Raw genomic sequence first — 17601 nt, forward strand, 5'->3', positions numbered from 1 at the left:
GAATTTTGGATTTGGACTGTGAAACGAACTTTGCTATAATAGAGTAAGAAACTTTGATAAACCAAACGAGGCTGAGATGAAATTACTTTATACTGATATTCGGACTTCTTTGACAGAAATCCTGACTAGAGAGGCGGAGGAGTTAGTTGCTGTGGGCAAGCGTGTCTTCTACATCGCCCCCAACTCTCTTTCATTTGAAAAGGAACGCGCCGTGCTGGAATGCTTGTCCCAGCAGGCTTCTTTTGCGATTACCGTCACGCGTTTTGCTCAGATGGCTCGTTACTTAGTTTTAAATGATTTGCCTACAAAGACCAGTCTAGATGATATCGGCCTTGGGATGGCCTTTTATAAATGCCTTGCGGAACTTGATCCTAAAGAATTGCGAGTTTATGGTGCTATTAAGCAAGATCCTCAATTTATCCAGCAGTTGATTGAACTTTATCATGAGATGATGACTGCTCAGATGAGCTTTTTGGACTTGGAAAGTTTAACAGATGAGGATAAGCGAGCAGACTTACTCTTGATTTTTGAGAAAGTGACTACCTATCTCAATCAAAGCCAGTTGGCTCAGGGGAGTCAGTTGTCCCATTTGATTGAGGCTATTGAGAACGATAAGGTAAGTAGTGATTTCAATCAGATTGCCTTGGTTATTGACGGTTTTACCCGTTTTTCTGCCGAGGAAGAGCGTGTAGTGGATCTACTTCATCGAAAAGGTGCCGAGATTGTCATTGGTGCTTATACAAGCAAGAAAGCCTATACCAGTCCTTTCACTGAAGGTAATCTCTATCAAGCCAGTGTGGAATTCCTCCATCATTTGGGGGCAAAATACCAAACACCTGCTCAGGATCGTTCTCAGACACATGAGAAAATGGATAGTTTTGACAAGGCTTCTCGTTTGCTTGAGTCTTCTTATGACTTCTCAGAACTCGCTTTAGATGTCGATGAGAAGGACCGTGAAAACCTGCAAATCTGGTCTTGTTTAACGCAAAAGGAAGAATTGGAATTGGTAGCCCGTAGCATTCGTCAGAAATTACATGACCATCCAGAACTGAGTTACAAGCATTTTCGTATTCTGCTGGGGGATGTGGCTTCTTACCAGCTATCACTAAAAACTATTTTTGACCAGTACCAAATTCCTTTCTATCTTGGTAGAAGTGAATCCATGGCTCACCACCCTTTGACTCAGTACGTGGAGTCTATTTTGCGTTTGAAACGTTACCGTTTCCGTCAAGAGGATTTGATTAATCTCCTCAGAACTGGTCTGTATACTGACCTTAGCCAAGCGGAGATTGATGCTTTTGAGCAATACCTCCGCTATCTTGGTATCAATGGCTTACCAGCCTTTCAGCAGACCTTCACCAAATCTCACCACGGAAAATTCGATTTAGAGCGTTTAAATTCTCTTCGTCTTCGAGTTTTGGCGCCACTTGAAACCTTATTTGCCAGTCGGAAGCAAAAGACTGAAAATCTCTTGCAAAAGTGGAATACTTTTCTAAAAAATGCTGCTTTAAGCAAGCAGATGCAAGAGTTGACAGCTACTATGGAAACTCTAGAACAGGAAAGACAAGCTGAAGTTTGGAAAGCCTTCTGCCATGTTTTAGAACAATTTGCGACGGTTTTTGCTGGTTCACAAGTTAGTCTGGAGGACTTCCTGGCCTTGCTTCATTCTGGGATGAGTTTGTCCCAGTATCGCACCATTCCAGCAACAGTGGACACCGTTCTGGTGCAGAGTTACGATCTGATTGCCCCTCTGACAGCTGACTTTGTCTACGCCATTGGGCTGACTCAGGATCATTTACCAAAAATCGTGCAAAATACCAGTCTTTTGACAGACGAAGAAAGACAAAGCCTAAACCAAGCGACTGATGAGGGAGCGCAATTACTGATTGCAAGTAGTGAAAACCTTAAGAAGAATCGCTACACCATGCTTTCCTTAGTTAATGCTGCCGGCAAGCAGTTGATTTTGTCAGCTCCAAGTCTTCTCAATGAAAATGAGAGCAAGGAATCGGCTTATCTTCAGGAACTGGTGAGTTTTGGATTTAATCGGATAGAGAAGAAGATTCATCACAAAGGTCTGTCTAAGGATGATATGGGGTCATATCACAGTCTCTTGTCTAGTTTGGTTGCCTACCATCAGCAGGGCGAGACAAGTAATACTGAGCAAGACTTGACTTTTGTCAAGGTTCTGGCGCGTGTCATGGGGAAAAAACTTGATCAAAAAGGCCTTACAAATCCAGCACTCCCAACAAGTCCAAGTAGTAAACCATTAGAGAAAGAGACCTTGCAGGCTCTCTACCCTGTTGACAAGGAGTTTTACCTGTCTACCTCTGGTTTGACGGAGTTTTACCGCAATGAATATAGTTATTTCCTCCGTTATGTATTAGGTTTGCAGGAAGAATTGCGCCTGCGTCCAGATGCTCGCAGTCATGGGAATTTCTTGCACTGTATTTTTGAACGTGCCTTTAAACTGCCTTCTGAAAATTCCTTTGACCAACGTCTGGAACAAGCTATTAAGGAAACCAGCCAAGAACGGGAATTTGAGGCTATTTATCAGGAAAGTTTGGAAGCCCAGTTTACCAAGGAAGTTCTGCTTGATGTTGCACGAACTACGGGCCACATCCTTCGTCATAATCCAGCCATTGAAACCATTCAAGAGGAGGCAACATTTGGTGGCAAGGATCAGGCATTTATTCAATTGGATAATGGTCGGAGTGTCTATGTGCGAGGCAAGGTTGACCGTATTGACCGCCTGAAAGCTGATGGAGCGCTAGGAGTGGTGGACTACAAGTCTAGTCTGACTCAGTTCCAGTTTCCTCATTTCTTCAATGGGCTTAATTCCCAGTTGCCAACCTATCTTGCTGCCCTAAAAAGAGAAGGGGAGCAGAATTTTTTCGGAGCTATGTACCTAGAAATGGCTGAACCTGTCCAATCTTTATTATCTGTTAAAAGTTTGTCTGGAGCAGTAGCAGAAGCCAGCAAGTCTATGAAATACCAGGGACTCTTTTTAGAGAAAGAAAGCAGTTACTTAGGTGAATTTTACAACAAACACAAGGCCAATCAGCTGACAGACGAGGAATTTCAGCTCTTACTAGACTATAATGCCCATCTGTACAAGAAGGCAGCTGAGAAGATTTTAGAAGGCCAGTTTGCCATCAATCCATACACAGAAAACGGCAGAAGTATTGCTCCATACGTCCAGCAACACCAAGCCATCACAGGTTTTGAAGCAAATTACCACTTGGGACAAGCCCGTTTCCTTGAGAAATTAGAGTTGTCTGACGGCAAGCGCCTAGTAGGAGAAAAGCTCAAGCAAGCTTGGTTTGAAAAAATGAGAGAGGAGTTGAATTGATGAAGCCCATTTCCTTTTTAACCGAGGAAGAAATTCAAAAACTGCAAGAAGCAGAAGCGAGTTCGAGCAAGGAACAAAAGAAAACTGCCGAGCAAATCGAAGCCATCTACACTTCTGGTCAAAATATCCTGGTTTCAGCATCTGCTGGTTCAGGGAAAACCTTTGTTATGGCCGAGCGCATTCTGGACCAATTAGCACGTGGCGTGGAAATCAGCCAACTCTTTATCTCAACCTTTACCGTTAAGGCTGCGACCGAACTCAAAGAACGTTTGGAGAAAAAAATCAGCCATCAAATCCAAGAAAGTAGCGACGTTGACCTCAAACAACACTTGGGACGACAGTTGGCAGATCTGCCAAACGCTGCTATCGGAACCATGGACTCTTTCACACAAAAATTCCTTGGCAAACATGGCTATCTGATTGATATCTCACCGAACTTCCGTATTCTGCAAAATGAAAGTGAACAGTTAATCTTAAAAAACGAAGTTTTTCATCAGGTCTTTGAAGATCATTACCAAGGTGAGAATAAAGAGAAATTTAGCCGTTTGGTAAAGAACTTTGTTGGGCGAGGCAAGGATGAAAGAGGCCTGCGCCAGCAAGTCTACAAAATCTATGATTTCCTTCAATCCACCAGCAGTCCCCAAAAATGGCTGAACGAGTCTTTCCTCAAAGGGTTTGAAAAAGCTGACTTTGCAAATGAGAAAGACAAACAAACTGAGCAAATCAAGCAGGCGCTTTGGGATTTGGAAAGCTTTTTCCGTTATCATCTGGATAACGATGCCAATGAGTTTCCCAAAGCTGCCTATTTAGAAAATGTGCAGCTGGTTCTGGATGAAATTAGCTCCTTAAATCAAGAGTCCGATAGCCAGGCTTATCGAGCAGTGCTTGAGCGTATTGTCGCCATTTCTAAGGAGAAAAATGGTCGAGCTCTAGCTAACTCCAGTCGTAAGGCCGATTTGAAGCCACTGGCTGATGCCTATAACGATGAGAGAAAGGCCCAGTTTTCTAAACTAGGACAACTGGCGGACCAGATAACAATTCTCGACTACCAAGAACATTATCATGAAGACACATGGGATCTAGCTAAAACCTTCCAAACCTTCATGAGTGATTTTGTGGAGGCTTATCGAGAACGTAAACGCCATGAAAATGCCTTTGAATTCGCTGATATCAGCCATTTCACCATTGAGATTTTAGAGAATTTCCCACAAGTCCGCGAGGCTTATCAGGAACGATTCCACGAAATCATGGTCGATGAGTATCAGGATACCAACCATATTCAAGAACGGATGCTGGAATTGCTGTCGAATGGTCACAATCGCTTTATGGTGGGAGATATCAAGCAATCTATCTACCGTTTCCGTCAGGCAGACCCGCAGATCTTCAATGAAAAATTCCAACGCTATGCGCAAAATCCTCAAGAAGGCAAGCTGATTCTGCTCAAGGAAAATTTCCGTAGCAGTTCAGAAGTGCTGTCAGCAACCAATGATGTTTTTGGACGCCTTATGGACCAAGAGATCGGCGAAATCAACTATGATAGCATGCACCAGCTTGTTTTTGCTAATACCAAACTGACTCCTAATCCAGACAACAAGGCAGAATTTCTCCTCTACGACAAGGACGATAGTGGGCAAGAGGAAGAAGAAAGTGATGCAGACACGAAACTAACTGGTGAAATGCGTCTGGTCATCAAGGAAATCTTGAAGCTCCACCAAGAGAAAGGTGTAGCCTTTAAGGAAATTGCCTTTTTGACTTCCAGTCGCAGTCGTAATGACCAGATTCTACTTGCCCTGTCTGAGTATGGGATTCCTGTCAAAACCGACGGTGAGCAAAATAATTATCTCCAATCCCTAGAAGTACAAGTCATGCTGGACACCCTGCGTGTCATTCACAATCCCCTGCAAGACTATGCCTTGGTTGCCCTGATGAAGTCTCCTATGTTTGGTTTTGATGAGGACGAGTTAGCACGTTTGTCCCTTCAGAAAGCAGAGGATAAGATCCAAGAGAATCTTTTTGAGAAACTGGTCAATGCTCAAAAACAAGCAGCTAGCCAGAAAGAGTTAATTCATACAGCTCTAGCTGAGAAACTAAATCAGTTCATGGATTTTTTGGATTCTTGGCGCTTGTATGCCAAAACCCACACTCTCTATGACTTGGTTTGGAAGATTTATAATGACCGTTTTTACTATGACTATGTTGGAGCCTTGCCAAACGGTCCAGCCAGACAGGCCAATCTTTACGCCCTAGCTCTGCGAGCTGACCAGTTTGAAAAGAGTAATTTCAAGGGTTTGTCGCGTTTTATACGTATGATTGACCAAGTCCTAGAAGCCCAGCACGATCTCGCAAGCGTAGCCGTCGCACCGCCTAAAGATGCCGTGGAACTCATGACCATTCACAAGAGCAAAGGGCTGGAGTTCCCTTACGTCTTTATCCTCAACATGGATCAGGACTTCAACAAGCAAGATTCGATGTCAGACGTCATTCTCAGTCGTCAAAATGGGCTTGGTGTCAAATACATTGCCAAGGTAGAGACAGGAGCAGTGGAAACACACTATCCTAAAACCATCAAACTCTCCATTCCTAGCCTAACTTATACGCAGAATGAAGAAGAATTGCAACTGGCTAGCTATTCTGAACAGATGCGCCTGCTGTATGTTGCCATGACACGGGCTGAGAGAAAGCTTTATCTTGTCGGTAAGGGCTCTCGTAAAAAGCTAGAAGCCAAGGAATATCCAGCAGCAAATAACGGAAAATTAGATAGCAAAACCAGACTGCAAGCCAAGAATTTCCAAGATTGGATCTGGGCTATTACCAAAGTATTTACCAAGGACAATCTCAACTTTAGCTATCATTTTGTTGGTGAAGACCAGTTGACTAGGGAAGCTATCGGAGAGTTGGAAACCAAGAGCCCTCTACAAGATAGTTCCCAAGCAAGTAACCGGCAATCAGAAACCATCAAAGAAGCCCTTGAAATGCTGAAAGAGGTGGAAGTCTATAATATTCTTCACCGCGCAGCTATTGATCTTCCTAGTGTTCAAACCCCAAGTCAAATCAAGAAATTCTACGAACCGGTTATGGATATGGAAGGGGTAGAAATTGCTAACCAAACCAAATCAACTGAGAAGAAAATCAGCTTTGATTTGCCAAATTTTTCAACTAAAGAAAAAGTCACTGGAGCAGAAATTGGTAGTGCAACCCACGAACTTATGCAGAGAATTGACCTCAGTCAGCGACCAACCCTTGCTAGCCTGACAGAAACTCTCAAACAAGTTCAGGCTAGTCCAGCTGTCAGAGACAAAATTAATCTTGCGAAAATTCTTGCATTCTTTGACACAGCACTTGGTCAGGAAATTCTCGCTCATACCGACCATCTCTATCGCGAGCAACCCTTCTCCATGCTCAAAAGAGATCAAAAGAGTCAGGAGGACTTTGTTGTCCGTGGTATCCTTGATGGCTATCTGCTTTATGAGGATCGTATTGTTCTTTTCGACTATAAGACAGACCGTTACGATCAACCAAGTCAACTCATAGACCGCTATCGTGGTCAGTTAGCCCTATATGGTGAGGCCTTATCACGAGCTTATTCGATTGAAAACATAGAAAAATACTTGATTTTACTCGGCAAAGACGAGGTTCAAGTTGTAAAAGTATAATTTATACTCTTCGAAAATCAAATTCAAACCACGTTGGCTTCACCTTGCCGTATATATGATTACTGACTTCGTCAGTTCTATCTACAACCTCAAAGCAGTGCTTTGAGCAACCTGCAGCTAGCTTCCTAGTTTGCTCTTTGATTTTCATTGAGTATTAGAAAGGAGACCTCATGCCACTTCCAGTTAGAAAATCCCTGCACGATGCAGTTTTACAGGCTTCAAAAGCCGATACTTGGGATCAAGCAACCAAGGAATGGAATGAAGTTTCCTTGATTTTTAATGGCATTGGGCGTAGTAATTGTGTCTGTGGGAATGCCATTAAATACGCCTACGAACTCTTTAATGGTGTCACAGGTCAACGCCTCTTTCCTATTGGAAGCGACTGTGTTCGCCATTTTCATCGTATTAGCCTCGATCAGCAACTGGAAGAGGAAGAAAAACTACTCAGAAAGATTGAAAATCTAACCAGAAAGGCTCAGAAAAAGGGAAAAATCAAGGTAAATAAAAGCGATTTTGACGAACGACTTCTAAAATGGTTTTGGGAGAAAGGTGTTTTCAAAGCCAATCGTGGCAACCAATTTGCACCTGAGAAAGATTATCAGCTCTTCCTAGAAGTCTTTCAAGGCGGAAGTTGGACCAAGGCAGAGCCAAAGAAAAAGGCTCGAATGGAAGAAGTGCTGGAAAAGTGTATCAAACCTTTTCTACTTGGTAAGTCTGATGACCAACTCTACCTTGTCAAACTAGGCAAGGAGAAAATCGACTACGAGCAGCATCTACGGATTCAAGCAGAGAAAGAACGTAAGAAAAGAGATAAAATCGCCAAGCAATACGCTGACAATCTCATTCTTGCCATGGGACCTGCTGAACGCGCCTATCAAGATTACTTTGGCTTTACAGAAACCTTGACCCAAGAAGAACGAAAGTGGGAGAAAATCCTCTTTGGTAAGAATGGAGACGAACGGGCTATCAAGGCTAATCAAAACCAGAAAGAGCTGGAAAAGGATCAGCGGATTGCAAATCAAGATCCGATTGAACGAAAGCAGAAGCAGACTTGGCTTCTTAATTCCTATTTTCGGGATTTGTCTGATGAAAAAGCTAGATTTTCTCGGCTTCTATTAGAATATCGAAAAAGTGGAAAAGTTCCCTTTTCAGATGATTACTTATCTGAGCATCTCATCGACTTTTTCTACAAGATGAAAGCCTTTGAGTTTGAAATTGCACCAGAACAAGTCCGCGATTTTCTAAAAGAATGCCTTCAGGCAGAACATCTATCATCTGCACAAGAAAGCTGGATTAGAGGAATTCTCCTTAATTGCCTTCACCCGTTTCTAGATAGGTTACTCATATAGAAAAAATCCTACCTTGTCTATGCATGGTAGGATTTAAGTATCTCCAAAGATGTACTGGTAAAGTTGGACGACTTTCTGAAAACATTGCGTGTCCATTCTTGTTATTTTTTGAGCATTGCGCATCCGAAAATCAAAAGTATACAGTTGAAATGGATTGACAGCACCATCTACCTTATCCGACGAGACAGGAACGATCAGGCCTTTTTCTGCTAAATGCTTTTGACCATGGGTAATGGGACAGACAGCCACAAAACCAGTTTGCAAGGCATATTCTCTCCTAGAAACAACCAAGGCAGGGCGCCGTTTTTGAATTTCCCGACCAACTGATGGATCAAAGTCGAGCCAAATGATATCTTGCTTTTCAGGAATATACTCAGATTTCGCTATCAAGTGACATTACTCCTTCAAAATCATTTGTCATTCTTAAATCAGCAATCCCATCAAAAGGATCTTTCAGTTTCGGAGCCAAGACAATGACTCCATCAATTCCTTTATAGACAACCATTTCTTGACCTTCTGTCATACCCAAATTCTTAGGAATAGTCACAGTGAGAGAATTCCCCACCTTCCGAGTCTTTACTGTATTCATCAATCTACCTCCACGAAAATGTATATACAAAGTATATACCAAACAGCACATTAAGTCAAGTAAACACTAAAATACATAAATTAAGTTATGTATTTTAGTATGATTTTATTTCAGTCAAAGCCTGTGCAAAAGCACCTAATTTATGATAGAATAGATAGTGAGAAAGAAAACGTTTTATTACGTTTTTTTAGTCGGAAGGGGAAAATATTATGGCTACTATTCAATGGTTTCCGGGCCACATGTCTAAGGCTCGGCGACAAGTTCAGGAGAATTTAAAATTTGTTGATTTTGTGACGATTTTGGTGGATGCGCGTCTACCTTTATCTAGTCAAAATCCTATGTTAAACAAGATTGTGGGTGATAAACCCAAACTCTTGATTTTAAACAAGGCAGACCTAGCTGATCCAGCGATGACAAAAGAATGGCGTCAGTATTTTGAATCACAGGGAATTCAAACACTGGCCATCAATTCCAAAGAGCAAGTTACTGTGAAAGTTGTGACTGATGCAGCCAAAAAGCTCATGGCTGATAAGATTGCACGCCAGAAAGAACGCGGTATCAAGATTGAAACCTTGCGGACCATGATTATTGGAATTCCAAACGCTGGTAAATCAACCCTCATGAACCGTTTGGCTGGGAAAAAGATTGCGGTAGTCGGCAATAAACCAGGTGTTACCAAGGGGCAACAATGGCTCAAAACCAATAAAGACCTTGAAATCCTAGACACACCAGGGATTCTTTGGCCTAAGTTCGAAGATGATGCTGTCGCACTCAAACTAGCCTTGACCGGAGCTATCAAAGACCAGTTGCTTCCTATGGACGAAGTGACCATTTTTGGTCTCAATTATTTCAAAGAACATTATCCTGATAAGCTAGCTGAACGTTTTAAACAAATGAAAATTGAAGAAGAAGCTCCTGTTATCATCATGGATATGACTCGTGCCCTTGGTTTCCGAGACGACTACGACCGCTTTTACAGCCTCTTCGTCAAGGAGGTCCGTGATGGAAAACTCGGTAACTACACCTTAGATACATTGGACGACATCGATGACGACGATTAGAGAAATCAAAGAACTTCTTGCTACTGTCAAAGAATTAGACAATCCCCTTTTTCTTGAACTGGAAAAAGATACTCGTTCTGGAGTTCAAAAAGAAATCAGCAAGCGTAAAAAAGCCATTCAGGCTGAACTGGATGAAGACCTTCGTTTGGAATCTATGCTTTCCTATGAAAAAGAACTCTATAAGCAAGGATTGACCTTTATAGCAGGTGTTGACGAGGTCGGCCGTGGTCCTCTGGCTGGTCCTGTGGTCGCTGCAGTCGTTATCTTGCCGAAAAATTGTAAAATTAAAGCCCTCAACGATAGCAAGAAGATCCCCAAAAAGAAACATTTGGAAATTTATCATGCTGTTCAAGATCAAGCCTTGGCAATCGGTATTGGTATCATGGATAATCATATCATTGACCAAGTCAATATCTACGAGGCGACCAAACTAGCCATGAAAGAAGCAATATCCCAGCTCAGTCCACAACCTGAGCACCTTTTGATAGATGCCATGAAACTGGAGTTACCAATTTCACAAACCTCCATTATCAAAGGAGATGCTAACTCCCTTTCTATCGCAGCTGCATCTATAGTGGCCAAGGTGACACGAGATAATATTATGAAAGAATACGATCAGCAATTTCCTGGCTATGATTTCACGGCTAATGCAGGCTATGGAACAGCTAAACACCTAGAAGGACTGGAAAAATTAGGTGTCACCCCAATTCACCGAACCAGTTTTGAACCAGTCAAAACACTGGTTTCAACTAAGAAAGACAAGTAAGAGGAAATGATTATGGAGGAACAGTCAGAAACACTCAGTTCCAAGAAAGAATTTGCCTTTGCCTCAAGCACCATATTATCCCAAGTTGGACGAGGAATCATTGTTGGTCTCGTCGTCGGGCTAATCGTCGGATCTTTTCGTTTCTTAATCGAAAAGGGCTTCCACCTGATACAAGGACTCTATCAAGATCAAGCGCACCTAGTGCGCAATCTTTTTATCATTGGTCTATTTTATGTATTCGTTTACTGGCTCAGTGCGAAACTAACTCGGTCAGAAAAAGATATCAAGGGTTCAGGAATTCCTCAAGTCGAAGCCGAACTAAAAGGACTCATGGCTCTTAACTGGTGGAGTGTCCTCTGGAAAAAATATGTCCTAGGGATTCTTGCTATTGCCAGTGGACTTATGTTAGGACGAGAAGGGCCAAGCATTCAACTTGGAGCTGTTGGTGGTAAAGGTATTGCCAAGTGGCTAAAATCTAGCCCAGTTGAAGAACGTTCCCTGATTGCCAGTGGAGCTGCTGCAGGTTTAGCCGCTGCCTTTAATGCACCAATCGCAGGTCTCCTCTTTGTTGTAGAAGAAGTCTATCACCATTTTTCACGCTTTTTCTGGGTCTCAACTCTAGCAGCCAGTCTCGTAGCAAACTTTGTCTCACTACTCATATTTGGCCTAACACCCGTACTGGATATGCCAGACAATATTCCTCTCATGACCCTAGACCAGTATTGGATTTACCTCCTTATGGGAGTTTTTCTCGGACTCTCTGGTTTTCTCTATGAGAAAGCTGTACTCAATGTTGGTCGAGTGTATGATTGGCTTGGTCAAAAAATCCATTTGGATAGAGCTTATTATCCAATCTTGGCTTTTATCCTTATCATACCAGTCGGCATCTTCTTACCACAAATTCTCGGTGGTGGAAATCAGGTCGTTCTTTCTTTAACTGAGCAAGATTTTAGTTTCCAAGTTCTATTAGCTTACTTTTTGATTCGCTTTGTTTGGAGCATGATTAGCTATGGAAGTGGTCTCCCAGGAGGAATCTTCCTTCCCATTCTGGCGCTTGGTTCCTTGCTTGGTGCCCTAGTCGGTGTCATTTGTGTCAATCTTGGGCTTGTCAGTCAAGAGCAGTTTCCTATATTTGTCATTTTAGGAATGAGTGGCTACTTTGGGGCAATATCCAAGGCTCCCTTAACCGCTATGATTCTTGTTACTGAGATGGTAGGGGACATTCGCAACCTCATGCCACTTGGCTTAGTGACCTTGGTAGCTTACATCGTCATGGATCTACTCAAGGGTGCTCCAGTCTATGAGGCCATGCTAGAAAAAATGCTACCAGAAGAAGCGACAGACGAAGGAGAAGTTACTCTTATTGAAATCCCTGTATCAGATAAAATCGCTGGAAAACAGGTTCATGAGCTCAACTTGCCACATAACGTACTCATCACCACACAAGTCCATAATGGCAAGAGCCAAACAGTTAACGGATCAACCAGAATGTATCTGGGTGATATGATTCATCTGGTCATTCCAAAAAGTGAAATTGGAAAAGTCAAAGATTTGTTGCTATAGGTGGTGTTTACATAATTTATTTTACGTAAAATATTATTGAAAGGGTTCTTTATGAAAAGAAATAAGGCAATTACGGTATTTTGGCTGGGCACTTTTAGCCAAATAATATCAGCTTGTCTCCTTTTCTTTCTCTTGAGTCATTTTTCTGTTCATTCCAATCTATTAACTATTTTAGGAATCATTGTTGGTGGGATTTCCTCAGCTCTTTGGGGAATAATTGTTGCAAATCACTATTTTCATATTCCTTTTAAGAAGATCGTTAACGATTTTTTTAACATTCATACCAGTTATAAACATTATTTATTATCTTTTTTTCTAATTATCCTTGATTTTTCTTTTCTAATGTTTGGTGGGAAAATAGTAGAATTTGGCTGGTATCTCCCATTTTTGATGTTCTTCAAATTTATTATCTTTGGTGGTATAGAAGAGATTGGATGGCGATATGTTTTTCAACCAATTTTACAAGAAAAGTTGCCATATTTTTACTCAACAATCCTAACCTTTTTCAGCTGGGCGCTTTGGCATCTGTTGTTCTTTTACATAGATGGTTCCCTAGCAACACTGCAAACTCTACCGTTTCTAATTGGATTGCTGACGAATTCTTTCATACTCTCAGCTCTTTATATCAAAACAAAGAATCTCTGGATTTGCGTTATGACACATTCGATCATTAACGTCTTGTCTCAGCTAACCATAGACACTGATCGATACGAAACCTACCTGCTTAAAATCTTAGTCATCTTGGTATCCTGCTATATGGTAATACATAAAAAATGAGCATAGTCGGTAGCTGATTTTGTTGGAAAACAGTATTATTCTTTGGAAAAGTTATTTGCTAAGGAGGACGGACATACATCATAATGAAAATACTCGATGTTCTATATAATTTTTATGGTGATTTCGATTTCATTGAAGAAAAATACAATGAAAAATACGAAGGTATTCTTATCAATATAAAGGAAGAGCAAGGGTATAAAAGATGCCGCTTGGCAAAAAGAACACCAAAAAAAGAAGGATATTTTACAGTTTTTTGGAAAAAAGACCAAAACAACAAGAACATTCCTTATACCAATGAGGACTTAGGAAATGAACTTATAATCGTTATCATTGATAATGATAAGAGGGGACTATTCATTATTCCAAACGAGGTGGCTATTCGTAAAAACATTCTGTCGACAAAAGATAGCAATGGAAAAATGTCTATGCGATTTTATCCTCCTTGGTGCTCAAATTTAAATACAACAGCTCGAGCAACACAAAAATGGCAATTGCAATATTTTAGAGAAATTGAAATATAAACATATTGCCGGATTACATACACACAAAAGACCTGTTTCTTATGATTGTGGAACCAGGTCTTTGTTTTTTCTAGAATCCATCAAACACTTATAACTTCTTTCCGAAAAACTATAATTTTCTTGAAAAATAAATAAGTCTATGCTATACTACTAGTAGACTGACTAGTTTATGGAGAATGAATATAGATGAAACGTGAGATTTTACTAGAACGAATCGACAAACTAAAACAAATCATGCCCTGGTATGTTCTGGAATACTACCAATCTAAGCTTGCTGTCCCATATAGTTTTACAACCTTGTACGAATACCTCAAGGAATACGATCGGTTTTTCAGCTGGGTTTTGGAGTCTGGTATTTCAAATGCTGAGGCTATTTCAGATATTCCCTTAGACGTTCTGGAACATTTGACCAAGAAAGACATGGAATCTTTTATCCTTTATCTACGAGAACGTCCTTTGCTGAACGCCAATACAACCAAACAAGGTGTCTCTCAGACAACCATCAATCGGACCTTATCAGCACTTTCTAGTCTTTACAAGTATCTAACTGAGGAAGTTGAAAATGATCAGGGCGAACCCTACTTTTATCGCAATGTAATGAAGAAAGTTTCAACCAAGAAAAAGAAAGAAACCCTTGCTGCCAGAGCTGAAAACATCAAGCAAAAACTCTTTTTAGGTGATGAAACAGAAGGTTTTCTAACTTATATCGATCAAGAGTACCCTAAACAACTCTCTAATCGCGCTCTCTCGTCATTCAATAAAAATAAAGAACGTGATTTGGCCATTATCGCCCTTCTCTTGGCGTCAGGTGTTCGCTTATCTGAGGCTGTTAATCTGGATCTAAGAGACCTCAATCTCAAAATAATGGTTATCGATGTCACTCGAAAAGGGGGTAAACGTGACTCAGTTAATGTCGCTGCCTTTGCCAAGCCATACCTAGAGAATTATCTCGCCATTCGAAATCAACGCTATAAGACAGAAAAGACAGATACAGCGCTCTTTCTTACACTCTACCGAGGAGTTCCTAATCGTATCGATGCTTCTAGTGTTGAGAAAATGGTTGCTAAGTACTCAGAGGACTTCAAAGTGCGTGTAACACCCCATAAACTACGCCATACCTTAGCAACAAGGCTCTATGATGCTACTAAATCGCAAGTTTTGGTCAGCCATCAGCTAGGTCACGCCAGTACACAAGTCACTGACCTCTATACCCATATCGTCAACGATGAACAAAAGAATGCTCTAGATAAGCTTTGATTTACATAATTAAAATTATGAGATACACAGAAAATACTCTACGATTTTTAATCATAGAGTATTTTTACTTAGATAGTATTTAACCGAATCACTTCATCGGCCTTTTCCCAAATCACTGGATTATGAGTTGCAAGAATTATCAAGCGGTCTGGCTTTTTCAATGATAAAAGCAAGTTCATAATTTCTTGTGAAGTTTCTGGATCAAGTGCTGCAGTCAGTTCATCTGCCAAAATCAAAGGAGGATCTTTGAGGATGACTTTGGCCAAGGCGACACGCTGTGCTTCTCCGCCTGATAATTCGTAGATTTTTTGATCGAGCGTGAGATAATTCAATCCCACCTTTTCTAAGACTTCTTCTTCTCGCTTCTTCTTCTCTTGTTTAGTCCATTTTTGACCAATCAATCCAAGTTCTAAATTTGCAGCTATGGTCTCGTTTTCAAGAAGACCAAAGTTTTGAAAAAGATAGCCTAATTCATTTTTAAAAAAGTGATGAGATTTGATTTGCTTAAGTTCTTGCCCTCGATAGCTGATGCTTCCCTTTTCATAAGGTTCCAGCTTAGCCAGAATATTGAGTAGGGTTGTTTTGCCACAACCGCTATTTCCGATTAGGGCATAGACCTTTCCTGCTGCAAATTGCAAATTGATATCCTGAAAGACAGTCCGTTCTCCAAATGATTTTGCCAGATGTTCTATTTTAATCATATTAGGCTCCTTTCAGAATAATGGGCAAGAAATGCTCTTCTTTATGCGAGCGGTAAAGGAGAATCAGCCATGCATTGGTCGTAAATAATAAAAGCGTGACGAGAGCAATCCACCACTCCTGTGTGAGAAAGAAAATCAGGACGCTACCTAATAGCAGCATGGTAATCTCTGATACGAGCATGCTTTTGTGAATTTTCAAAAAGTCCATGCCCGCAATTTTCTTCAGAAAGATCGGTCTTCTAAACTCTTCAAAATAGAGAAAATTCATGGTGTTAAAGAGTAGAATGGAGGTCGCCATTCCGAAAACACCTCCAGCAATGGTCATGAGGTTCTCCAATTGAATGGATTGCATCATCTGCTGATAGACAGCTGCTGCATAGTCATATTGACTAACGTTTTTTTCAAGCCCATTCTCAGCTACTAGTTTCTTGCTTTTTTCCAGACCATCAAAGTATAGATAAGAATTAAGATGAGAGAAATAAGGATTTTCGTAGCCACCAAAGCTTGTAGGTCGAACAACAATCAAAATCGGATCTGTCAGAAATTGCTGATAGCTCATCGGTGTATTATTATAGATAAATCGTTTTTGGTTGTTAGGAAGATAGGTCACCCGTGCTTTCATAGGCAACTGACTCTTTCCTTGTTCATCACTAGGAGTCAGATAATCTTCATAGCGTTTTTTCAACTCCTCTTCTTGTCCTTTCAACTTTTCAGGGAGCAAGAGTCCAAACTCTCCAGCTTGCAAGTGATTCAAACGCTCTTTTTCCTCGGGGGAAACTGAGATCCTTTGGATATCAAGGTAATTTGGTGTGACATACAGGGTATTGGCAAGAGGATCGTAATCTGTGATTGAAATCTTTCTACCCGTTCTAGGATCATTCATGAAGCCTTTTGAATCAAAAGGTGCGAGCTGATGATAGACCAAGAGACCACCTTTTTCGATGCCAGACTCGATGAGCTTAGACCATTTGGCTCTGTTCTCAATTTGCGTCTCTTTGTTTGTACCCTGTGAAAAATCCTCCCGATTTACACCAATTTGAACCCAATTCGTCTCTTTAGACCAAGCCACTTTCCCCTCTTGGTAAGTCTGCCAGATAGAGCCATAAATGCTGACACGATGAACTGAAAGACCAATGACAGTGATTGCAAGAAATTGACATGTAAAGAGAAAAAACAAGACTCTTTTTAATGGAATTTTCCCCTTTAAAAGGCTGACCAAGTGTACTGTCTGAATACTGAATGCAAAGAAAAAGGATAGAAAAGCAGATAAAATAAATAAAAGTGTATTGTAAATAATACTAGCTGAAATGATGAGGGAATAGGCAAAAGGGGTCAATTGTAAATAATAAATCAGAATAGCTCCCAGGACACTGCCACCAATACATCCTAAAAACAATTCTTTACCATCTTCCATGAGAGAATGTCCAAAGAGCTGGTATCGTCTTATTCCAGAAATGTAACGAATCCCTGCACTTCTCATTTCAAGTGTTTTTTGAATAATGGCCAATGCACCAAAGCTGATGATAAAAATAACCAAGGCTAGAGATTGGGCACCAGAACCAAAAAATGCGAGAAAATTTTGCAGGGAATTAGGGTTATTCATGAAACTTTTTGAAAAACCAAGATTGTGGAGTTTTTGATCTAATTTTTCAAGGGTTAAATTCCCAGATAGTATATAGTAATTGGTAAGCAAACTTTCCTTTGCAGCGAATTCCTTCTCTTCCTTTTTGATGCCGTTAGGAAGTGCTCCTTCTCCGTAGATATCATACGAAAACTTAACTTGCCCTTTAGAATCCGTTTTTTGAATCTGACGAGCGATTACACTATTGCTTTCCCTTGCTAACTGATCTAAGTTGGCCGAAAGCTCCTCATTGGTGATATTTCTTTCTTGTTTAAGAACTCCTACCACAGGGAGGCTTCGGTAGATGACCGTATTTGGTGAAATAAAGGCAATCCAAAGCAGAAAGATTAGAATAAAAAGGTTCGAAAAAAGTATAAATAAACGTTTCATAATT

Annotated in this window: 13 protein-coding genes; 9 read left to right on the forward strand and 4 right to left on the reverse strand. The window is 40.8% G+C overall.

Annotated elements, in window-relative coordinates:
• Positions 1 to 76 precede the first annotated feature (76 nt).
• The 3 genes from rexB (at position 77) to B7708_RS09310 (ending at position 8351) form a co-directional block, all read left to right on the forward strand.
• Entirely contained in the window at positions 77 to 3349 is a 3273-nt protein-coding gene (gene rexB, locus B7708_RS09295; protein ID WP_084975354.1) for an ATP-dependent nuclease subunit B, read from the forward strand.
• Positions 3349 to 7002 carry a helicase-exonuclease AddAB subunit AddA gene (gene addA, locus B7708_RS09300; RefSeq protein WP_084975356.1) on the forward strand — a complete coding sequence of 1218 codons (3654 nt, stop codon included), beginning with the start codon at positions 3349 to 3351 and terminating at the stop codon, positions 7000 to 7002. The genes rexB and addA overlap by 1 nt, the downstream gene beginning before the upstream one ends.
• A gap of 170 nt (positions 7003 to 7172) precedes the next feature.
• Positions 7173 to 8351, forward strand: a complete 1179-nt coding sequence (locus B7708_RS09310; RefSeq protein ID WP_084975357.1) for a hypothetical protein — start codon at positions 7173 to 7175, stop codon at positions 8349 to 8351.
• Positions 8352 to 8384: 33 nt separating this feature from the next.
• On the opposite strand, the gene B7708_RS09315 is transcribed toward B7708_RS09310, so the two are convergent.
• Positions 8385 to 8741, reverse strand: a complete 357-nt coding sequence (locus B7708_RS09315) for a type II toxin-antitoxin system PemK/MazF family toxin (RefSeq protein ID WP_084975359.1) — start codon at positions 8739 to 8741, stop codon at positions 8385 to 8387.
• On the reverse strand, positions 8725 to 8940 hold the full coding sequence (gene mazE, locus B7708_RS09320; RefSeq protein ID WP_084975361.1) for a type II toxin-antitoxin system PemI/MazE family antitoxin: 216 nt from the start codon (positions 8938 to 8940) through the stop codon (positions 8725 to 8727). Before mazE ends, B7708_RS09315 begins: the two co-directional genes overlap by 17 nt.
• A gap of 209 nt (positions 8941 to 9149) precedes the next feature.
• Between mazE and ylqF the strand changes: the two genes are divergently transcribed.
• The 6 genes from ylqF to xerS all read left to right on the forward strand — a co-directional run bounded on the left by ylqF (position 9150) and on the right by xerS (position 14885).
• Positions 9150 to 10001 carry a ribosome biogenesis GTPase YlqF gene (gene ylqF / locus B7708_RS09325; protein ID WP_084975363.1) on the forward strand — a complete coding sequence of 284 codons (852 nt, stop codon included), beginning with the start codon at positions 9150 to 9152 and terminating at the stop codon, positions 9999 to 10001.
• Positions 9988 to 10767, forward strand: a complete 780-nt coding sequence (locus tag B7708_RS09330) for a ribonuclease HII (protein WP_084975365.1) — start codon at positions 9988 to 9990, stop codon at positions 10765 to 10767. The genes ylqF and B7708_RS09330 overlap by 14 nt, the downstream gene beginning before the upstream one ends.
• Positions 10768 to 10779: 12 nt before the next feature.
• A complete protein-coding gene (locus tag B7708_RS09335) occupies positions 10780 to 12330 on the forward strand; it encodes a ClC family H(+)/Cl(-) exchange transporter (RefSeq protein ID WP_084975367.1) in 1551 nt (516 codons plus the stop codon).
• A 51-nt stretch (positions 12331 to 12381) separates the two neighbouring features.
• Positions 12382 to 13107 carry a CPBP family intramembrane glutamic endopeptidase gene (locus B7708_RS09340; protein WP_084975369.1) on the forward strand — a complete coding sequence of 242 codons (726 nt, stop codon included), beginning with the start codon at positions 12382 to 12384 and terminating at the stop codon, positions 13105 to 13107.
• 83 nt (positions 13108 to 13190) lie between these two features.
• Positions 13191 to 13628: a MepB family protein gene (locus B7708_RS09345; protein WP_025170981.1), complete on the forward strand. Its 438-nt coding sequence runs from the start codon at positions 13191 to 13193 to the stop codon at positions 13626 to 13628.
• A gap of 186 nt (positions 13629 to 13814) precedes the next feature.
• On the forward strand, positions 13815 to 14885 hold the full coding sequence (gene xerS, locus B7708_RS09350) for a tyrosine recombinase XerS (RefSeq protein WP_084975371.1): 1071 nt from the start codon (positions 13815 to 13817) through the stop codon (positions 14883 to 14885).
• Between the two features lie 68 nt (positions 14886 to 14953).
• On the opposite strand, the gene B7708_RS09355 is transcribed toward xerS, so the two are convergent.
• Positions 14954 to 15586: a putative bacteriocin export ABC transporter gene (locus tag B7708_RS09355; RefSeq protein WP_084975373.1), complete on the reverse strand. Its 633-nt coding sequence runs from the start codon at positions 15584 to 15586 to the stop codon at positions 14954 to 14956.
• Between the two features lies 1 nt (position 15587).
• Positions 15588 to 17597 (reverse strand): DUF1430 domain-containing protein, encoded by a 2010-nt coding sequence (locus B7708_RS09360; RefSeq protein WP_084975375.1) that lies wholly within the window; start codon positions 17595 to 17597, stop codon positions 15588 to 15590.
• Positions 17598 to 17601: the final 4 nt, after the last annotated feature.

Origin of the sequence: Streptococcus oralis subsp. dentisani (assembly GCF_002096615.1) — a bacterium.
Lineage (GTDB): Bacteria > Bacillota > Bacilli > Lactobacillales > Streptococcaceae > Streptococcus > Streptococcus oralis_U.

What these genes read in the sequence shown, in the direction of transcription:
- rexB (WP_084975354.1), top strand. Translation starts at nt 77, where the DNA reads ATGAAATTACTTTATACTGATATTCGGACTTCTTTGACAGAAATCCTG.
- addA (WP_084975356.1), top strand. Translation starts at nt 3,349, where the DNA reads ATGAAGCCCATTTCCTTTTTAACCGAGGAAGAAATTCAAAAACTGCAA.
- B7708_RS09310 (WP_084975357.1), top strand. Translation starts at nt 7,173, where the DNA reads ATGCCACTTCCAGTTAGAAAATCCCTGCACGATGCAGTTTTACAGGCT.
- mazE (WP_084975361.1), bottom strand. Translation starts at nt 8,940, where the DNA reads ATGAATACAGTAAAGACTCGGAAGGTGGGGAATTCTCTCACTGTGACT.
- ylqF (WP_084975363.1), top strand. Translation starts at nt 9,150, where the DNA reads ATGGCTACTATTCAATGGTTTCCGGGCCACATGTCTAAGGCTCGGCGA.
- B7708_RS09330 (WP_084975365.1), top strand. Translation starts at nt 9,988, where the DNA reads ATGACGACGATTAGAGAAATCAAAGAACTTCTTGCTACTGTCAAAGAA.
- B7708_RS09335 (WP_084975367.1), top strand. Translation starts at nt 10,780, where the DNA reads ATGGAGGAACAGTCAGAAACACTCAGTTCCAAGAAAGAATTTGCCTTT.
- B7708_RS09340 (WP_084975369.1), top strand. Translation starts at nt 12,382, where the DNA reads ATGAAAAGAAATAAGGCAATTACGGTATTTTGGCTGGGCACTTTTAGC.
- B7708_RS09345 (WP_025170981.1), top strand. Translation starts at nt 13,191, where the DNA reads ATGAAAATACTCGATGTTCTATATAATTTTTATGGTGATTTCGATTTC.
- xerS (WP_084975371.1), top strand. Translation starts at nt 13,815, where the DNA reads ATGAAACGTGAGATTTTACTAGAACGAATCGACAAACTAAAACAAATC.
- B7708_RS09355 (WP_084975373.1), bottom strand. Translation starts at nt 15,586, where the DNA reads ATGATTAAAATAGAACATCTGGCAAAATCATTTGGAGAACGGACTGTC.
- B7708_RS09360 (WP_084975375.1), bottom strand. Translation starts at nt 17,597, where the DNA reads ATGAAACGTTTATTTATACTTTTTTCGAACCTTTTTATTCTAATCTTT.